The following is a 16,828-nucleotide window of genomic DNA, read 5'->3' on the forward strand; positions in this document are numbered from 1 at the left end:
TTCGTTTTGTGAGAATGTCATCTCAATTGATGAAAGGCGAACATTGCCACCCACATTCCGCGCCGGGATTGTGACTGACAGTCTTGTCCGTCCGCCAACTGGCCCGTCTGCGTGGATGGCTGGGGCGGGAGGATTCGAACCTCCGAATGGCGGTACCAAAAACCGCTGCCTTACCACTTGGCGACGCCCCATCGACGCAAGGCCGCGCGTTGTCTAGACGCCGCGTCGGCCCGTTGCAACAGCCTGTTCGCTCGGGCCGACCAGGAAATGGAGAGCGCGCATGTCGAAGCGGATCGCGATCGTCACCGGGGCGGGGTCCGGGATCGGCCGGGCGGTGTCGCTCGGGCTTGCGCGAGCCGGGTTCGATCTGGCTCTGGCCGGGCGTCGACGGGGGCCTCTCGATGAGGTCGCGGATGACGTGCGTGCGCTCGGGGTCGAGGCCTTGCCGGTGGAGACCGATGTCGGTGATGCCGCAGCTGTCGAATATCTCTACGCGGAGGTGAAGGCACGGTTCGGACGCCTCGACCTGCTGTTCAACAATGCCGGTCTGTTCGCGCCGTCCGTGCCGCTGGAGGAGCTGACCCTGGCGCAGTGGCAGGCTGTGGTGGACGTCAATCTCACCGGCGCGTTCCTCTGCACGCAAGGTGCCTTCCGGATGATGAAGGCACAGCGCCCGCGCGGCGGCCGGATCATCAACAACGGCTCGATCTCGGCTCAGGTGCCGCGCCCGAACTCGGCGCCTTATACGGCGACGAAACACGCGATCACCGGTCTGACCCGGTCCACCTCCCTCGACGGGCGCGATCACGACATTGCCTGTGGGCAGATCGATATCGGCAATGCCGAGACCGACATGACGAAGCCGATGGCGGCGGGCATCCGCCAGCCCGATGGATCGCTGAAGGTCGAGCCGGTGATGGATGCCCGTCACGTGGCGGATGCGGTGGTCTACATGGCTGGATTGCCCCTCGACGCGAACGTTCAGTTCATGACCGTGATGGCGACGAAGATGCCCTATATCGGTAGGGGTTGAGGCCCCGCGCTTTCGCCGTCTCCCCGTTCGCATTACAGACGGGACACGCGTCCGACCCGTACAGCCAAACCCGCCCCGGCGGATGAGAGAAGCAACCGCCCGCAATGTTGATGCAGACAGAACCCAAGGACGCGACCAGCAAGGAGGCCGACAGGGCGAAGGATCCCGTTGCCCGCCGCCGAACCTTCGCGATCATCTCTCACCCGGATGCGGGCAAGACGACGCTTACCGAGAAGCTGCTCCTGTTCGGTGGCGCGATCCAGCTCGCCGGAGAGGTCAAGGCCAAGCGCAATCGCGTCTCGACCCGATCCGACTGGATGGGCATCGAGAAGGAGCGCGGCATCTCAGTGGTCACTTCGGTGATGACCTTCGAATATGGCGACTGCGTCTTCAACCTCCTTGATACGCCCGGGCACGAGGACTTCTCCGAGGATACCTACCGGACCCTGACGGCTGTCGATTCGGCGGTGATGGTGATCGATGCCGCCAAGGGCATCGAGGCGCGTACGCGCAAGCTGTTCGAGGTCTGCCGCCTGCGCGACATCCCCATCGTCACCTTCATCAACAAGCTCGACCGCGAGGCGCGCGACCCGTTCGAACTCCTCGACGAGATCGAGAAGACCCTGGCCCTGGACGTCGCGCCGGTCACCTGGCCCATTGGCCGCGGGCGGAGCTTTGCCGGCACCTACGACCTTGGCAACGGCCGTGTCCGCCGGCTCGATGCCGCCGACGACGCCGGCACGGTACCCGTATCCGGCGTGGACGATCCGCTCTTCGACCAGCTTCTGACGGAACAGGGTGAGGTGGCAACGTGGCGCGAGGAGGCGGAACTCGCCGAATCCGGGTTGAAGCGCTTCGATCTCGAGGCGTTTCGCGAGGGGCACCTCACGCCGGTCTTCTTCGGCTCGGCCCTGCGCAATTTCGGCGTGCGCGACCTCATTGATGGGCTCGCCCGCTTCGCGCCGCCCCCGCGCGGGCAGGATTGCGACAAGCGCCTGGTGGAGCCGACCGAGCCGAAGATGACGGGCTTCGTGTTCAAGATCCAGGCGAACATGGACCCCAACCACCGTGACCGCATCGCCTTCATGCGGGTCTGCTCGGGCAGGCTCAGCCGCGGAATGAAGGCGAAGCTCGTGCGCACTGGCAAGCCGATGTCGCTCTCCGCACCGCAATTCTTCTTCGCGCAGGACCGCGCCATCGCCGACGAGGCCTTCGCTGGCGATGTAGTCGGCATACCGAACCACGGCACCCTGCGCATCGGCGACACGCTCACCGAGGGCGAGGAGATCGTGTTCCGCGGCGTGCCGAGCTTCGCCCCCGAAATCCTGCGCCGGATCAAGCTCACCGACGCGATGAAGGCCAAGAAGCTGCGAGAAGCGCTTCAGCAGATGGGCGAGGAGGGCGTGGTCCAGGTGTTCCGTCCGCATGACGGCTCGCAGGCAATCGTCGGTGTCGTCGGCGCGCTGCAGCTCGACGTGCTGAAGGAGCGGCTCCAGGCCGAGTACGGCCTGCCCATCGATTACGAGCCGACGCGCTTCTCGATCTGCCGCTGGATCGAATCGGATGCGGAAACCGATCTCGATGCATTTATCGGCACGCATGGCTCGGCCATGGCGAGCGACCTCGATGGGGCGCCCGTCTTCATGGCGACCACCGCTTTCTCCCTCCGCTACGAGGAGGAGCGCGCGCCGAAAGTGCGGTTCACCGACATCAAGGATTACCAGAAGCGCGCCGTTTGAGCCTGGGCGGAGACATCATGCAAAAAGGGCCGCGCGGTTTTGTCCGCGCGGCCCTTCTCTGATTCAACCGATGTCGTTGAGGCGGTCAGCGACCCTGCTGGATCGCCGAGAGTATCCAGCGTCCGCCGCGCTCGCGCACGAAGGTCCACAGCTCCAAGGCTTCCGGCTCGCCGGTCTCCACGGTCTGGTTGGTCCGGAGGTCAATCGTCACGTCGGTGATGGCGTAGCGCATCGCCACGGTGGCGTATTCCATCCGGCCCTCGCTCCATGATTCCGACAGGTCGCCCTGAAGAAGCTTCACGTTCGAGATCCGGTTGACGACCCCACGGGATTCGTTGCCGCGCAGTTCGTCGGCGAAGTAACCTGCCATTTCCGGCGTCGCGAGGTTGCGCAAAGCAGCGACGTCGCCACGGCCATAGGCCGCCTGGACGTCGTTGAGCGCGATCTCAAAGCTCTGGAAATCGCCGGGGCCGATATCGACCTTGCCGATGGTCGGCTGAGATGCGCCGCGCGGGGCCGCCCCCATGGCCGGACCGGTACCCATGGCGGAGCCAGAGCCTGTGCCGGGCGTGGAACCATAGCCAGGCGGGTTGGAGTTGCCCGACAAGCTGGAGCGGGCCATGCCGGCGGGAGCCGGATTGCCCTGGCGACGGCGGAACCAGCGCACCGCGAAGGCGACGATCATCACGATGAGGCCGACCTGCAGCAGGAGGCCGATCATCGAGGCGATGCCACCGAGTCCACCGAAGAAGCCGCCGCCGAGGAGCGCCCCGAGCAAGCCCGCGCCAAGGAGACCGGCCATGAAGCCGCCACCGAAGCGGGGACGCTGCGTGGCGGCGCTCGTCATGCCGGGATTGCCCATGGTCGAGCCGGGCTGCGTCTGCGAGCGCTGGATCGGCGCGGCGCTCGGTGCGGTGTTCGTGGACGAGGGCGCGTTAAAGGTCTTCGAGCCGCGCGAGCCCATGCCACCGCCGCCGCCTGGACGGGCCTCGGCAACGGGCGCAGCAACGGCCAGCATCGCGGCAAGCGCGAAGACGGTCGCGGCGCGGGTGCGACGCGTGGAGGGGATGAACATGAATACGCCTCTGAACGAAGTCTGAGAGAGTTCCGGCGGGAATGCCGGATCTTCATATGGTGACGTCCGCCTAAGAGTTTTAGTCCGTGTGCGGCACCGCTTTTGTTCTTCAGCCGAAGCTGGCAAGAGCGCGAAATGCCTCAGCCAGCGGCCGGGAAGATCATTCGGACGGATGTGCCCTCGCCGGGCTTGCTGTCGAGGGCGACCGTGCCGTTCTGGCGCTTCACCAGGCCATGGACGATGGCGAGCCCGGCGCCGCGCCCGGCCTCGCGAGTGGTGATGAAGGGAGCCAGCGCCCGCGCGGCCATCTCCGGCGTCATCCCGTGTCCAGTATCGCGCACCGAGATGCCGACGGCGCCGTCTCCCTGCCGGCGGATGGCCGGATCGCTCGGCGGCACCGGAAAGCTCGCGATCTCGATGCTGCCGCCGGCCGGCATCGCCTCGCAAGCATTGGCGAGGATGTGGAAAAGGGCGAGATCCACCTGGGTCGGGTTGGTGAGGCCGTTGGGCAAGTCCGGCGCAGTGTGGACCGTCAACGTCACTCCGGGGGGGAGCGTCGTCTGCATGCGTGCGGCAAAAGCGGTGATGAGGGCATTCATGTCGACGGGGCGGACATCCGGCGCGATCCGCCGCGAGAAGGTCAGCAATTGCCGTGTCAGGATCGTCGCCCGCTCCACGGCATCGGTGGACCGGGTGATGGCACGCTGGATGAAGGGTTCTTCCCGGTCGCCGAGACGCCGCTTCAGCCCGTCGATGTAGCCGATTAGGATCTGCAGGAAGTTGTTGAATTCGTGGGCGACGCTGTTGGTGAGCAACCCCAGCGCCTCGCGTTGCCGGGACAAAGCCAGCGCCCCTTCCGCGTCCCTCCGCCGAGTCACGTCGATCAGCTGCGCGAGGAGAAGATCGGTATCGGGCAGGGGCACCGCGAAGACCTCGGCCCAGAAGGTCGAGCCGTTCCGGCGCCAGGCCAGCACCTCGATTCCCTCGGGCCGCGTCCCCGCGAGGGCCGCCGCGAAGGCGGCGCGGGCTTCCTTGTCGGTATTGGCTCCCAGAAGGAGGTGCACGTCGCGTCCGGCGAGATCGCCGGTCTCATGTCCGCTGAGAAGGGCGAAGGCAGGATTGGCCAGGACGATTTTCGCCGTCGCCGGGTCGATCAGCAGGGCCGGTACGGCACTGGCATCGAGAGCCGAGCGAAAATCGATGCCCCGGCCTGGAGGATCGTCCGGTTCGCGGTCCTGATCATGCAACGCCATGCTCTATCCAGGCCTGTCGGAGCGAAACGGGCTCCAGCGTGAGTCGCGTCGGACACGGGCGCCAGAACCATTTGGCACGGCGGCTCCCGGCGATCGTTATTGCCGCACCCACATCACCCGGGCGATCCAGGCGATCTCTGCTACCTGGACGATGCGTTCGGGGTGGTTCGGGTTGAGCGAGAGCAACTCGATGGTCCGGGCTGTCTTTCGGCGCAGCTCCTTGGCCAGCACCTCACCGCTCGACAGCCGCACCACCACGCGGTCGCCCTTGCGGACGCTGGCGGTGGGTGAGACGATCAGCACGTCGCCGTCGCGGTATAGCGGCTCCATGGAATCGCCCTGCACTTCGAGGGCGAAGGCGCGGTCCTCGCCGAGATCGGGAAACTCGATCTCCTCCCAGCCCGGGCCGCCCGTGGGCATCCCTTCCTCGGTGAAGAGCCGGCCCGCACCGGCCTGGGTCATGCCGATCAGCGGCACCATGGCGCGCGGCATGCCGTCCCTCGGCTCGATGAGGCGAAGGAAATCGTCGAGCGTCGCGTTGGTGGCCGCGAGCACCTTCGACACGGATTCGGTGGAGGGCCAGCGCTTGCGCCCATCCGGCCCGATCCGCTTCGAGCGATTGAAGCTCGTGGCGTCGAGGCCCGCACGGCGTGCGAGACCGGAGGCCGAGAAGCCGTGGCGTTCCGCGAGGCGGTCGATCGCGGTCCAGATCTGCTCGTGGGACAGCATGGCGAGACTCGATCAGAAGGGCTAAGACATCCAGCCTAGCTTTAGGAAAGTAGAACTAAAATACGCTGGAAGCAACGGCACGCCGTCATTATCCTGAAGGTGTAAAAACTCGTAACGGACGACTTGAGGTAGTGACCGATCGTGGTTGCGACGGATGCCGACCCGTTCTATCGCGTGAGCCGTCGAACCGGAAGGCAACGCGCGATGCCAGTGATCTACAAGATATGCCCGCGCGCCCTCTGGCGCGAGGCGGAGGAATCAGGGCGGTTCGCGGGTGCGCCCGTCGACAGGGCTGACGGGTTCATCCATTTCTCCACCGCCGACCAGGTGGCTGAAACGGCCGCCCGGCACTTCGCGGGTGTCTCCGATCTCCTTCTCATCGGCATCGAGGCCGAGGCGCTGGGCGAGGCCCTACGCTACGAGCCCTCCCGCGGCGGGGCGCTGTTCCCCCATCTCTACGGCGATCTGCCCCTCGATGCCGTCATATGCGTGACCGAGCTTCCGATCGGGCCGGACGGCCGGCATGTGTTTCCCGCCGACCTTATCTCGTCCGCCAGCCCCGCAACCGGAGCATCGGTATGATCGGCGCTCTCTTTCCCCTCGCCAAGCCGATCCTGCACGGACTCGACGCCGAGACGGCGCACAACCTCACCTTGCGTGGGCTGGAACTCCTGCCCCCGCGAAAGCCGGCCCCTGATGATTCGAGGCTCGCGGTCACCGTCTTCGGCCGCCAGTTCCCCAACCCTGTCGGTCTCGCGGCGGGGTTCGACAAAGGCGCGCAGGTGCCCGATGCGCTGCTCGGCCTCGGGTTCGGCTTCGTGGAAGTCGGCGGGGTGGTGCCGAAGCCGCAGGGCGGCAACCCGCGCCCGCGCGTATTCCGCTTGAGCGCCGACGGCGCCGTCATCAACCGCTTCGGCCTCAACAGCGAGGGGCTCGACGTCGTGCGCGGTCGCCTCGCGGCCCGAAGCGGCCGCGCCGGTCTTGTAGGCATCAACATCGGGGCCAATAAGGATTCGACCGACAGGATCGCCGATTACGTGACTTGCACCACGGCGCTGGCGCCTCACGTCGCCTTCGTCACGGTCAACGTCTCCTCGCCCAACACCCCCGGCCTGCGCGACCTCCAGGGCGAAGCCTTTCTCGATGATCTCCTCGGCCGGGTGGTCGAGGCCCGCGACAAGGCCTCGCCCGAGACCGCGATCCTGCTCAAGATCGCCCCCGACATCTCGCTCGAAGCCCTCGATTCCATCGTCGCCACCGCCTTGCGCCGCAAGGTGCAGGGACTCGTCGTCTCCAACACCACCATCGCGCGGCCGGCCAGTCTCTCCGAAGCCTCCCTTGCGACGGAGACCGGCGGCCTCTCCGGCCGCCCCCTGTTCGCCCCGGCGACCCGCCTCCTCGCGGAGACCTACCTGCGTGTCGGCGGCACCATCCCGCTCATCGGCGTCGGCGGGATCGATTCCGCCGAGGCGGCCTGGACCAAGATCCGCGCTGGAGCGAGCCTGCTGCAACTCTACTCGGCCCTGGTCTATGCTGGTCCCGGCCTCGTCGGCACGATCAAATCTGGCCTGCTGCGCAAGCTCGCTACGGAAGGTGTCGGCGACCTGTCCGCCCTCGTCGGGCGCGACGCCGCTACCTTGGCCAAGCTCGGCCTCGGCGCGGCGTAGGCGAGGGCGGCCCGGCGCGCCCTCGTCCGACCATGCGAGGAACAGACCTCAAGGGCGTGGCGAGACATGATCCCGCGTTGCGATGGACGCTAGGCTGAGACCGGCGTTCGAGGAAATCGGCAAGTCCGATCCCGGCGCCATTCGCATGCGAATCCTGCGCTGAGATCGGGGGTGAGTTTAGAACTTCGTAAAACTGCTCGGTTTCGTGCCAAGCCATGTCCGCAGGCGCATGACTGGCCCGCGTTTACTCCTGATTGAGTGACCCTTGTGCGGTGCGATATCGCTGATGGCATCGACGGTGGCCTCGCCCTGTGACGGCACTGTCCCGTTCATCTTTTGCCGAACCAGGATCGTTCATGGATCACCCGGTCGCGTCCCCCAAGCGTTCCTCCGCCGCCGGCGGTTGGGGCGCGTTGAAGAGCTGCGGCAAGCACCTGTTGAGCAGCCGCGCCCCGCTCTCCGGGGCCCGCGCCATGCTCAAGGCCAACCAGCCGGACGGGTTCGATTGCCCCGGCTGTGCGTGGGGTGATCCGGCGCACGGCTCGTCATTCGAGTTCTGCGAGAACGGCGTGAAGGCCGTCTCGTGGGAGGCGACCGACAAGCGCACGCTGCCGAAGTTCTTTGCCCGGCACACCGTGTCGGAGCTGCGCGGCTGGACCGACTACGCGCTCGAAGGCGAGGGCCGCCTGACGCATCCGATGCGGTACGACGCAGGCAGCGACCGCTATCTGCCGGTCAGCTGGGACGACGCCTTTGCCGAGATCGGCGCCACCCTGCGCGGCCTCGACAGCCCGGACCGGGCCGAGTTCTACACGTCCGGTCGCGCCTCCAACGAGGCCGCCTATGTCTACCAGCTGTTCGCACGGCTCTACGGCACCAACAATTTCCCCGACTGCTCCAACATGTGCCACGAGGCCAGCGGCATCGCGCTCCAGGCGGCCATCGGCATCGGCAAGGGCACTGTCCTGCTCGAAGATTTCGAGAAGGCGGACGCGATCTTCGTGGTTGGCCAGAACCCCGGCACCAACCATCCGCGCATGCTCGGCGACCTGCGCAAGGCGGCCACCCGCGGCGCCCGCGTTGTAGTGTTCAATCCCGTGCGCGAGCGCGGCCTCGAGCGCTTCGCAGACCCGCAGAACACGGTGGAGATGCTGCGCGGCGCCAGCGCTCCGGTGGCGAGCCACTATTACCAGCCGCGTCCGGGCGGCGACATGGCTGCGTTCCGCGGCATCGCCAAGGTGGTCTTCGCCGCAGACGACGCGGCTCTCGCCGCTGGCCGTCCATCCGTTCTGGATCGTGCCTTCCTCAGCCACCACGCCGAGGGCCACGAGGCCTACCGCGCCATCGTGGAAGCCACGAGCTGGGAGGCGATCGAGGACCAGTCCGGCCTCTCCCGCGCCGATATCGAGGTGGCGGCGGAAGTCTATCTCGGCGCCGACAAGGTCATCTGTACCTGGGCGATGGGCGTCACCCAGCACAAGCATTCGGTGGCCACCATCCGCGAGATGACCAACGTCATGCTCCTACGCGGCAACATCGGCCGTCCCGGCGCCGGCCTTTGCCCCGTGCGCGGCCATTCCAACGTGCAGGGCGACCGCACGGTGGGCATCAACGAGAAGCCGCCTGCAGCGCTGCTCGACGCTCTGGAGCGCGAGATCGGATTCGTTGCCCCGCGCAAGCACGGTCACAACGTCATCGGCGCCATCGGCGCCATGCTCGACGGCTCGTCGAAGGCCTTCATCGGGCTCGGCGGCAACTTCGCCCGCGCCACGCCGGATACGGCGCTGGTGGCCAAGGCGCTCGCCTCCTGCGAACTCACCGTCCACATCGCCACGAAGCTCAATCACTCGCACCTCGTGCCTGGCCGCGTCGCCTACCTGCTGCCATGCATCGGCCGCACCGAGATCGACCGGAATTCCAAGGGCAAGATCCAGATTGTCACGGTCGAGGATTCCATGAGCATGGTCCACGGCTCGGGCGGCATCAACAAGCCCGCCTCGCCGGAACTGCGCTCCGAGATCGCGATCATCGCCGGGATGGCGGCGGCCACCGTCGGTTCGGACAAGGTCGATTGGGCGGCTCTCGCCGATGATTACGACGGCATCCGTGCGCTGATCGAGCGGACCATTCCTGGCTTTGCCGGCTACAACGCCCGCGTCCGCCGTCCGCGCGGCTTCATGCTGCGCAACCTCGCCGCCGAGCGCAACTTCGAGACAGCGAATGGCAAGGCGAACCTTTCGGCCGAGCCGCTGCCCGAGGCGACCGAGCATCAGCAGGCCAGGGCGATGGGCGACACCTTCGTGCTCCAGACCTTCCGCAGCCACGATCAGTACAACACCACCGTCTACGGCCTCGACGACCGCTATCGTGGGGTCTACGGCGAGCGGCAGGTGCTGTTCGCCCATCCCGACGATCTCGCCGAGATCCGGGCCGTCGCCGGCGATCGGGTGGACATCGTCGGCACCCATGACGATGGCGTCGTGCGGGTGGCCGAAGGCTTCCGACTCGTGCCGTTCGACATGCCGCGTGGGAGTCTCGCCGGCTACTATCCGGAGCTCAACGTCCTCGTTCCCCTGTCGTCCTTCGGCAAGGAGAGCGACACCCCGACCTCGAAATCGGTGATGGTCTCGATCCGCCGCCCGGCGGCAGCCGCGTGAGCGAGCCACCTGCCGACGCCGAGACCTTTCTCGCCGTCACCGAGTCCATCGCCGACCTCCAGCCCGGCCTCTCCACCCTGGAGGCCGGGCTACTTGCGGGGCTGCACCTGAAGCTCGCCGCCGACAGCCGCAGCTTCGCGCGGATCTTCGGTGTCGAGCATGCGCTCGTCCTGCGCGCCGTGGAGACCCTGTCGGCGGAAGCGGAGCTTATGGCGATCACCGAGCGGAACCAGCGTACCCAAAGGACACGCTACGAGGCGACCCCGGCGGGCCTCGCCATCCTGGATCACCTGCACGGCTGAGGCGGCGAAGCCGGGCCTCGCCGCCTCAGCGGCTCACACCACCAAGATGTCGTGGAAGCCGAGATCGGCTTTGTTGGTCAGTACGGCGATCCGCACGGCATGGCCTGCCCCGCTGCCATCCGCGTCGTAGGACAGCGCACCCGTGTCGTGATTGTAGAGAATGCGGTCATTGGCATCGAGCGTGGCATTCGGCTCCCCGAGATCCTTGAACGCACTCGCGCGCAGACTTCCGGGGCTCAGGGCGGCAAAAATGGCGTGGTCCAGTTGGATCACGTCGTCACCGACAGTGAAATCGGTGATGCGATCGACATTCCCCTGACCAATAGCGCTGGAGAAGACGAACGTATCCGAGCCTCCCAGCCCCCTGAGCGCGTCGGCACCAAGACCGCCGTCGAGAGTGTTTCTGCCGCTGTTGCCACGAAGAATGTTGGAGACCTCGTTACCTGTCAGGTCGAGCCCCGCCGTCCCGGTCGCGATACCAAGCTTCAGGACCTCGATCGCCTGGCCGTCGGCGAGCGCATAGTTCGAAAAGGCCACGACCGTGTCCCGGCCTGTCCCCGACTCGAAGACCCGATCGTTCTGGCTGTGGACGAGATAGAAATCGTCGCCCGCACCGCCGTAGAGCTTGTCCTTGCCGCCGCCGCCATCCAGCACATTCTCGCCGGCATTGCCGTGGAGAGTCTGATCGAGTTCGTTGCCCACCAGCTTCAGCGGATCGGTGAAGGCCACATCCCTGGAAGCCAGCACTTCGATCGATTGCCCCGCATCGAGCCTGTAGCTGACAGAGGTGAGCACCGTGTCGGTGCCCTGCACGCGCGCTTCGACGATCGCATCGGCCTTGTTGTCGACGATGTAGGTGTCGTCCCCGCGCAGACCGATCATCCGGTCGGCGCGGCTGCCGCCGTCGAGGACATTGTCGGCATCGTTGCCGGTGATCGTGTCCTTGCCGCCGCCGCCGACGGCCTTCTCGATCAGCGTATTTTGGGCGATGGCGATATTGTTGGTCAATCCGCCGGCGCTGCTGAAGCCTCCAGCCCGCAGGTCGATGACGGCGTCGTCATGAAAGCCGGAGAGATCGAGCGTGTTGTGACTACCCTGGTTGTACAGGGTGACCACCGGCTGCTCGTTGACGGAGAAATCATAGATCTTGGCCAGCGGTCCCTCGATCGTGCTGTTGAACCCGTACGTCTGGCCCCCGGTGAACGGCGTGTTCTCATGGGACGCTGCACCGTAGAGCTGCTGGATCGCCACGATATCGAGTTGCATCAAGCTTTGAGGAGCGATCCTGGGGTGTCCATCGGTATAACCCCAATTTGTTCCATGGACCGTATACTCTGATGAATATTTCGGAGTGTATTCAGGATCCCAGCTTATATAAGACATAACGGAATAAAGTCTGTCATCGTAAATGCTGTGTTGCTGTGTGCTTGGATCGACTGTGCCATCATAGTACCCTCCATGATGAAGGCCTAGCGCATGTCCAATTTCGTGCACGGCATGCTTAAAGCCGACTATGCCGCTGTCATCTAACTTACCTGATAGGTCTGCAGAGAGGTGGACCGTTATGTCGTGTTTAAAGGTTCCTATTGTTGACCCTTCGCCTGGGTTCACCGAAAATCCCGTATAATTATGTGTCGCGTCGCGCTTGAGTACGACGTTTGCCGTATCCGTAGAAGCCGCTTCAAGGAATGTGACATCCGCTACGCTTGACCATGATGCGAAAGCCCTCAGTAGGGTTTCCTGTTCGATAGCTGTGAAATCACTATCGGCATCGAAAGCATAGGTCACCGTTGCTCCCGTTCCAGCAGTCGTAGCTCCCCACTTATGCGCTGTAGCTCCATCGACGTTTGGAATGAATCCGGGCGCGTCGCTGGTCACTGTGTCGTCGGGAAACAGGCCATTTAAGTAAGAGACCTCCTGCGCCATCGTCGGGCTGCCGGTGGACTTGAAGCCGGTGACGCCGCGATCCGCGTCGTAGAAGTAGCGGTGATCGCTGAAGAATCCCGCCCCGGTGTTCATGAAGGAGGTGGGACCGTGTTTGGCTGCGCTTTCGTGAACTTCAGAAGGAGTATCGCTTTTGCCATCGCCCGTGACGAAGCCATAGCTCAGCGTAACACCATGGGCTCCCGGTACCGAGATGTTGATGCTGCGATCGTCGGGCAGGACATGCCCTGCCTCCGACAGGCCCGGATAGTGGATGAAGGCAGCGTCTGTTCCGGTATCGAACAGGAGGCTCATGCCATCGTGCTCGGTGCCGTCGATCGTCACTGAGCCCTCCGGAAACAGCCAGTCCTGTGGGCTCCCCGCCGCGGGCGTGGTTGGCGCAGCCTCAAGGTTCTGGACCGTCCAACCCCGACCATGTTCGGCAATCGACCAGCCGAGATGAAGGCCCTCTCTGTCGATCATGTAGCTATGGGCCATGTCGCCGCTCTTCATCGCGTCGACGTTCAGCACCGCATTGTTGGCCGAGGTGAGCGTCGTGCCCACAACATGGGTGGCAAAGCCCGTGTTGAAGCCGATCCCGAGCATATGCGGATTGGGAGATCCATCCTTTCGATCGTCTACGACGAGGACGGTTACAGTTGTCTGTGTCTTCTCGCCCGTGCCTGAAAATTCGAGAACCAGAGGCACCCAATGGCCGACCTCTGGTTTGTTGTCGCTGCTGTAGACGAGGCTTCCGGTCTTATATTCCCGATGAGCGTCCCAATCGATGTCCTGCCCGATTGCGGCCTTGACCATGGATTTGGGAAGTACGGTCGCCCAGGAGCCCGTATCGACCTGAAACATACCGGTTGCCGATGGGCTATTAACTGTCAACGAAGGGGCGATTGAGGCTGTGCTGGTTGACGACCGAATGGCCTGTCCATCGGCCCCGGCGATACCGACCACCGAGACGTCGGCGTACATCCCGTGTTGAAGACCCACTTCCGAAAGGGGTCGGTAGACATGATCCGGCGCCTGCGTCGCGGGACTCGTGGTGGTCGGGACCTGCGTGTAGAGCGGGATCGTGACACCGGCCCCTTGAGGGGTAGAGGGAGGTACGGTTGGCATCGTCGGGGCCCATCGGGAAGTGTGTTGTAGTGACGGTTCAGACTCGCTCGCGCCGAGGTACCTGACGTGCGAGAGTGACCGGATTGAGCGCCGGGACAATCGCCGATGACCGTGAAGAAAATGGTCTGCCACCGGCCAGAATTCGGACGTTCGATACCGCAGCTTTACGCGATAGAGCGTCGCACCGCCGGTCGTACCTCGAACAACGTTGCTTGGCAGACGAGCCTGCGCTGCTACGGAAAACGCTACCGTGCCCGAGCGGCAGCCGGCGACCTATCCTGGAATGCTGGTGGCGTGCTCGCTCGGGCTCAGTTCCCGTAGCTCTGGATCAGTGAGCCCGCCACCAGGGTCCAGCCGTCCACCAGCACGAAGAAGATCAGCTTGAACGGCAGCGCCACCGTCGCTGGCGGAACCATCATCATGCCCACCGCCATCAGGATCGAGGCGACAACGAGGTCGATGATAAGGAAGGGGATGAAGAGGAGGAAGCCGATCTCGAAGGCCCGCCTCAGTTCCGAGATCATGAAGGCTGGCGTGACGATCTCGAGGCCGATGGCTTCCGGGCCGGCCGGGGCGGGGGCTTTCGCCATGTCGAGGAAGAGCTTCAGATCCTTCTCGCGCACGTTACGCAGCATGAAGGTCTTGAAAGGGGACGAGGCCCTGTCGAACGCTACGCTCTGTGTGATCTGTCCGGCGATGAGCGGCTCGATGCCGGTACGGTAGGCTTCCCGCGCCGTCGGTGCCATGACGAAGGCGGTGAGGAACAGGGCAAGGCTGGTGATCACGGCATTCGGCGGCGCGCTCTGCGTGCCGAGGGCCGAGCGCAGGATCGATAGGACCACCACGATCCGCGTGAACGAGGTCGCCATCACCAGAACCGATGGCGCCAGCGCAAGGACGGTGATGAGGGCGATGAGCTGGAGTGCCCGCTCCGTCACCCCGCCCTGGCCGAGATCGACCGAGAGGCTTTGCGCCATGGCCGCACCGATGCCGACCGCGAGGAAACCGCCCGCCGCCAGCACGAGGCAGGCGGTACGCAGAGAAACGGATGTGGTTCGAGTCAGGAGTGCCATGGCGGGGCGCAACCTGCGTCGGTGGGAGCCCGGGCGCAAGCGCCCGCGCTCTCGAAGCTCCCTAGTCCGAACGCCGAGTGACAGCGTGGCGAAAATGCCGACGGGATACTTTGCGCTCCTTTGCCGGGATGACTAGGTTCCCCCGCACAGACTCGGACGCCACCAAAGGACGACCATGACGACCGCAACCGCCACCGAGACCCGGGATATAGGACCGTTCGCGGAGCCGGTGTGGCAGACGCCGTTCGGCCTGCCGCCCTTCGACCGGATTCGGCCGGAGCATTTCCTGCCCGCTTTCGAGACAGCCCTGGACTTGCACGATGTGGAGATCGCGGCCATCGCCGATGCGTCGAGGCCGGCGACCTTCGTCAACACGGTGGAGGCGATGGAGCGCGCGGGCCTCGATCTCGACCGAGTCGCTTCCGTCTTCTTCAATCTCAGTGGCAGCAACACCAGCCCAGAGCTCCAGGCCGTCGAGCGGGCGATTACGCCGCGTCTCGCCCGCCACGGCAGCGCCATCTACCTGAATCCCCGGCTCTGGGCGCGCATCGCCGCCGTCGATGCGGATGCGGAGACGCTCGGTGCAGAAGAGCGGCGCGTTCTTGAGCGCTACCGCACGCGCTTTCGTCGCGCCGGCGCCGATCTCGCCCCCGAAGCGAAGACGCGGATGGCCGAGATCGCTGGGCGCATGGCAGAGCTTGGAACGACGTTCAGCCAGAACCTTCTCGCCGACGAGAGCGCCTTCATCCTCCCCCTCGATGGCGAGGAGGACCTTGCTGGCTTGCCCGAGTTCCTGAGGGCCGCCGCCGCCAGTGCAGCCAAGGACCGGGGCGGCGAGCATGGTCACGTTATCACCTTGTCGCGCTCGCTGATCGAGCCGTTTCTGGTCTTCTCGACCCGGCGTGACCTGCGTGCGAAGGCCTACGAGGCCTGGACCCGCCGTGGCGAGAGTGGGGGCGCCACGGACAACACAGGGATCATCGCAGAGATCGTCGCCCTCCGTGCGGAGCGGGCGCGGCTTCTGGGCTTCGACAGCTTTGCTCATTTCAAGCTTTCCGACACCATGGCCGGCTCGCCGGACGCGGCGATGGAGCTCCTGCGCAACGTCTGGACGCCGGCTCATGCCCGTGCGGGCGCCGAGCGCGACCGGCTCCAGGCGCTGGCGACGGCGGAAGGGGCCGATTTCGCCATCCGCGCCCAGGATTGGCGCCACTATGCCGAGAAGCTGCGGCGATCCGAGCACGATCTCGACGAAGGCGAGATCAAGCCCTACCTGCCCCTCGACGGGGTCATCGCTGCCTCCTTCGACACGGCCTCACGCCTCTTCCACCTGCGTTTCGAGGAACTCACCGAATTCCCCCACTACCATCCCGACGTGCGGGCCTGGACGGTGCGCAATGCCGATGGATCCGAGGTCGGGATCTTCCTCGGCGATTACTTCGCCCGGCCGTCGAAGCGCAGCGGCGCCTGGATGAGTGCGTTCCGCTCGCAGGAGCGGCTCAACGGCACGGTCACGCCGATCATCGTCAACGTGATGAACTTCGCCAAGGCGCCGGCCGGCGAGACGCCGCTCCTGTCCTTCGACGACGCGCGCACCTTGTTCCACGAGTTCGGACATGCCCTGCACGGCCTCCTCTCCGACGTGACCTACCCCCTTCTCGCGGGCACGGCGGTGGCGGGCGATTTCGTCGAACTGCCCTCGCAGCTCTACGAGCACTGGCTCGAACAGCCGGAGGTGCTGCGCGCCCATGCCCGCCACTACCGCACCGGCGAACCGATGCCGGAGGAGCTGCTCAAGCGCATGCTCGCGGCGCGCACCTTCAACCAGGGCTTCTCCACCATCGAATACACCGCCTCGGCGATCGTCGACATGACGCTTCACTTGTCGAGCGGCGGCGAGGACGGCCTCGACGTCCTGGCCTTCGAGGCCGACGCGCTCCAGCGCATCGGCATGCCGGCGGAGATCTCCATGCGGCATCGCTCGCCGCATTTCGCGCATATCTTCTCCGGCGACGGCTATGCCGCCGGCTATTACAGCTACCTCTGGTCCGAAGTACTGGATGCTGACGCGTTCGACGCATTCCGGGAGGCCGGCGACATCTTCCACCCCGAGACGGCGGCGCGCCTGCGCAAGTTCGTCTACGGGGCCGGCAACCTGCGCGACCCCGGAGAGGCCTACACCGCTTTTCGTGGTCGCCTGCCCAGCATCGATCCGTTGCTGCGCAAGCGCGGCCTGGCCGCCGCCTGAT

At 65.3% G+C, this 16,828-nt stretch carries 12 protein-coding genes and 1 tRNA gene; 7 read left to right on the plus strand and 6 right to left on the minus strand.

Annotation, left to right across the window (positions count from 1 at the left end):
- Nucleotides 1–116: 116 nt before the first annotated feature.
- Nucleotides 117–191, minus strand: a tRNA-Gln gene (locus K368_RS0109970).
- Nucleotides 192–280: 89 nt separating this feature from the next.
- On the opposite strand from K368_RS0109970, the gene K368_RS0109975 reads away from it, so the two are divergent.
- Both K368_RS0109975 and K368_RS0109980 read left to right on the plus strand, forming a co-directional pair.
- The gene (locus K368_RS0109975) at nt 281–1,033 is read left to right on the plus strand and encodes an SDR family oxidoreductase (protein WP_027172278.1); all 753 of its coding nucleotides are present in this window, start codon (nt 281–283) and stop codon (nt 1,031–1,033) included.
- 104 nt (nt 1,034–1,137) lie between these two features.
- Nucleotides 1,138–2,772, plus strand: a complete 1,635-nt coding sequence (locus tag K368_RS0109980; RefSeq protein ID WP_027172279.1) for a peptide chain release factor 3 — start codon at nt 1,138–1,140, stop codon at nt 2,770–2,772.
- 85 nt (nt 2,773–2,857) lie between these two features.
- Here K368_RS0109980 and K368_RS0109985 read toward each other — a convergent pair whose 3' ends face one another.
- The 3 genes from K368_RS0109985 to K368_RS0109995 all read right to left on the minus strand — a co-directional run bounded on the left by K368_RS0109985 (nt 2,858) and on the right by K368_RS0109995 (nt 5,829).
- On the minus strand, nt 2,858–3,847 hold the full coding sequence (locus tag K368_RS0109985; protein WP_027172280.1) for a TIM44-like domain-containing protein: 990 nt from the start codon (nt 3,845–3,847) through the stop codon (nt 2,858–2,860).
- A 140-nt stretch (nt 3,848–3,987) separates the two neighbouring features.
- Nucleotides 3,988–5,100 (minus strand): ATP-binding protein, encoded by a 1,113-nt coding sequence (locus K368_RS0109990; RefSeq protein WP_027172281.1) that lies wholly within the window; start codon nt 5,098–5,100, stop codon nt 3,988–3,990.
- Between the two features lie 96 nt (nt 5,101–5,196).
- Nucleotides 5,197–5,829 carry a helix-turn-helix transcriptional regulator gene (locus K368_RS0109995; protein ID WP_027172282.1) on the minus strand — a complete coding sequence of 211 codons (633 nt, stop codon included), beginning with the start codon at nt 5,827–5,829 and terminating at the stop codon, nt 5,197–5,199.
- 204 nt (nt 5,830–6,033) lie between these two features.
- Here K368_RS0109995 and K368_RS0110000 point away from each other — a divergent pair, with 204 nt between their 5' ends.
- The 4 genes from K368_RS0110000 (at nt 6,034) to K368_RS0110015 (ending at nt 10,455) form a co-directional block, all read left to right on the plus strand.
- Nucleotides 6,034–6,411, plus strand: a complete 378-nt coding sequence (locus K368_RS0110000; RefSeq protein ID WP_027172283.1) for a DUF952 domain-containing protein — start codon at nt 6,034–6,036, stop codon at nt 6,409–6,411.
- A complete protein-coding gene (locus tag K368_RS0110005) occupies nt 6,408–7,496 on the plus strand; it encodes a quinone-dependent dihydroorotate dehydrogenase (protein ID WP_027172284.1) in 1,089 nt (362 codons plus the stop codon). The genes K368_RS0110000 and K368_RS0110005 overlap by 4 nt, the downstream gene beginning before the upstream one ends.
- A gap of 356 nt (nt 7,497–7,852) precedes the next feature.
- Complete coding sequence (locus tag K368_RS0110010) at nt 7,853–10,153, plus strand: FdhF/YdeP family oxidoreductase (protein WP_027172285.1); 2,301 nt, start codon at nt 7,853–7,855, stop codon at nt 10,151–10,153.
- On the plus strand, nt 10,150–10,455 hold the full coding sequence (locus K368_RS0110015) for a hypothetical protein (RefSeq protein ID WP_027172286.1): 306 nt from the start codon (nt 10,150–10,152) through the stop codon (nt 10,453–10,455). The genes K368_RS0110010 and K368_RS0110015 overlap by 4 nt, the downstream gene beginning before the upstream one ends.
- A gap of 33 nt (nt 10,456–10,488) precedes the next feature.
- On the opposite strand, the gene K368_RS25935 is transcribed toward K368_RS0110015, so the two are convergent.
- Both K368_RS25935 and fliP read right to left on the minus strand, forming a co-directional pair.
- Nucleotides 10,489–13,242: a M10 family metallopeptidase C-terminal domain-containing protein gene (locus K368_RS25935; RefSeq protein WP_210164102.1), complete on the minus strand. Its 2,754-nt coding sequence runs from the start codon at nt 13,240–13,242 to the stop codon at nt 10,489–10,491.
- Nucleotides 13,243–13,814: 572 nt separating this feature from the next.
- Nucleotides 13,815–14,579 carry a flagellar type III secretion system pore protein FliP gene (fliP, locus tag K368_RS0110030; protein ID WP_051439829.1) on the minus strand — a complete coding sequence of 255 codons (765 nt, stop codon included), beginning with the start codon at nt 14,577–14,579 and terminating at the stop codon, nt 13,815–13,817.
- Nucleotides 14,580–14,754: 175 nt separating this feature from the next.
- Between fliP and K368_RS0110035 the strand changes: the two genes are divergently transcribed.
- Nucleotides 14,755–16,827 (plus strand): M3 family metallopeptidase, encoded by a 2,073-nt coding sequence (locus tag K368_RS0110035; protein WP_051439830.1) that lies wholly within the window; start codon nt 14,755–14,757, stop codon nt 16,825–16,827.
- Nucleotide 16,828 lies beyond the last annotated feature (1 nt).

It is taken from the genome of Methylobacterium sp. 10, assembly GCF_000519085.1.
Classification (GTDB): domain Bacteria; phylum Pseudomonadota; class Alphaproteobacteria; order Rhizobiales; family Beijerinckiaceae; genus Methylobacterium.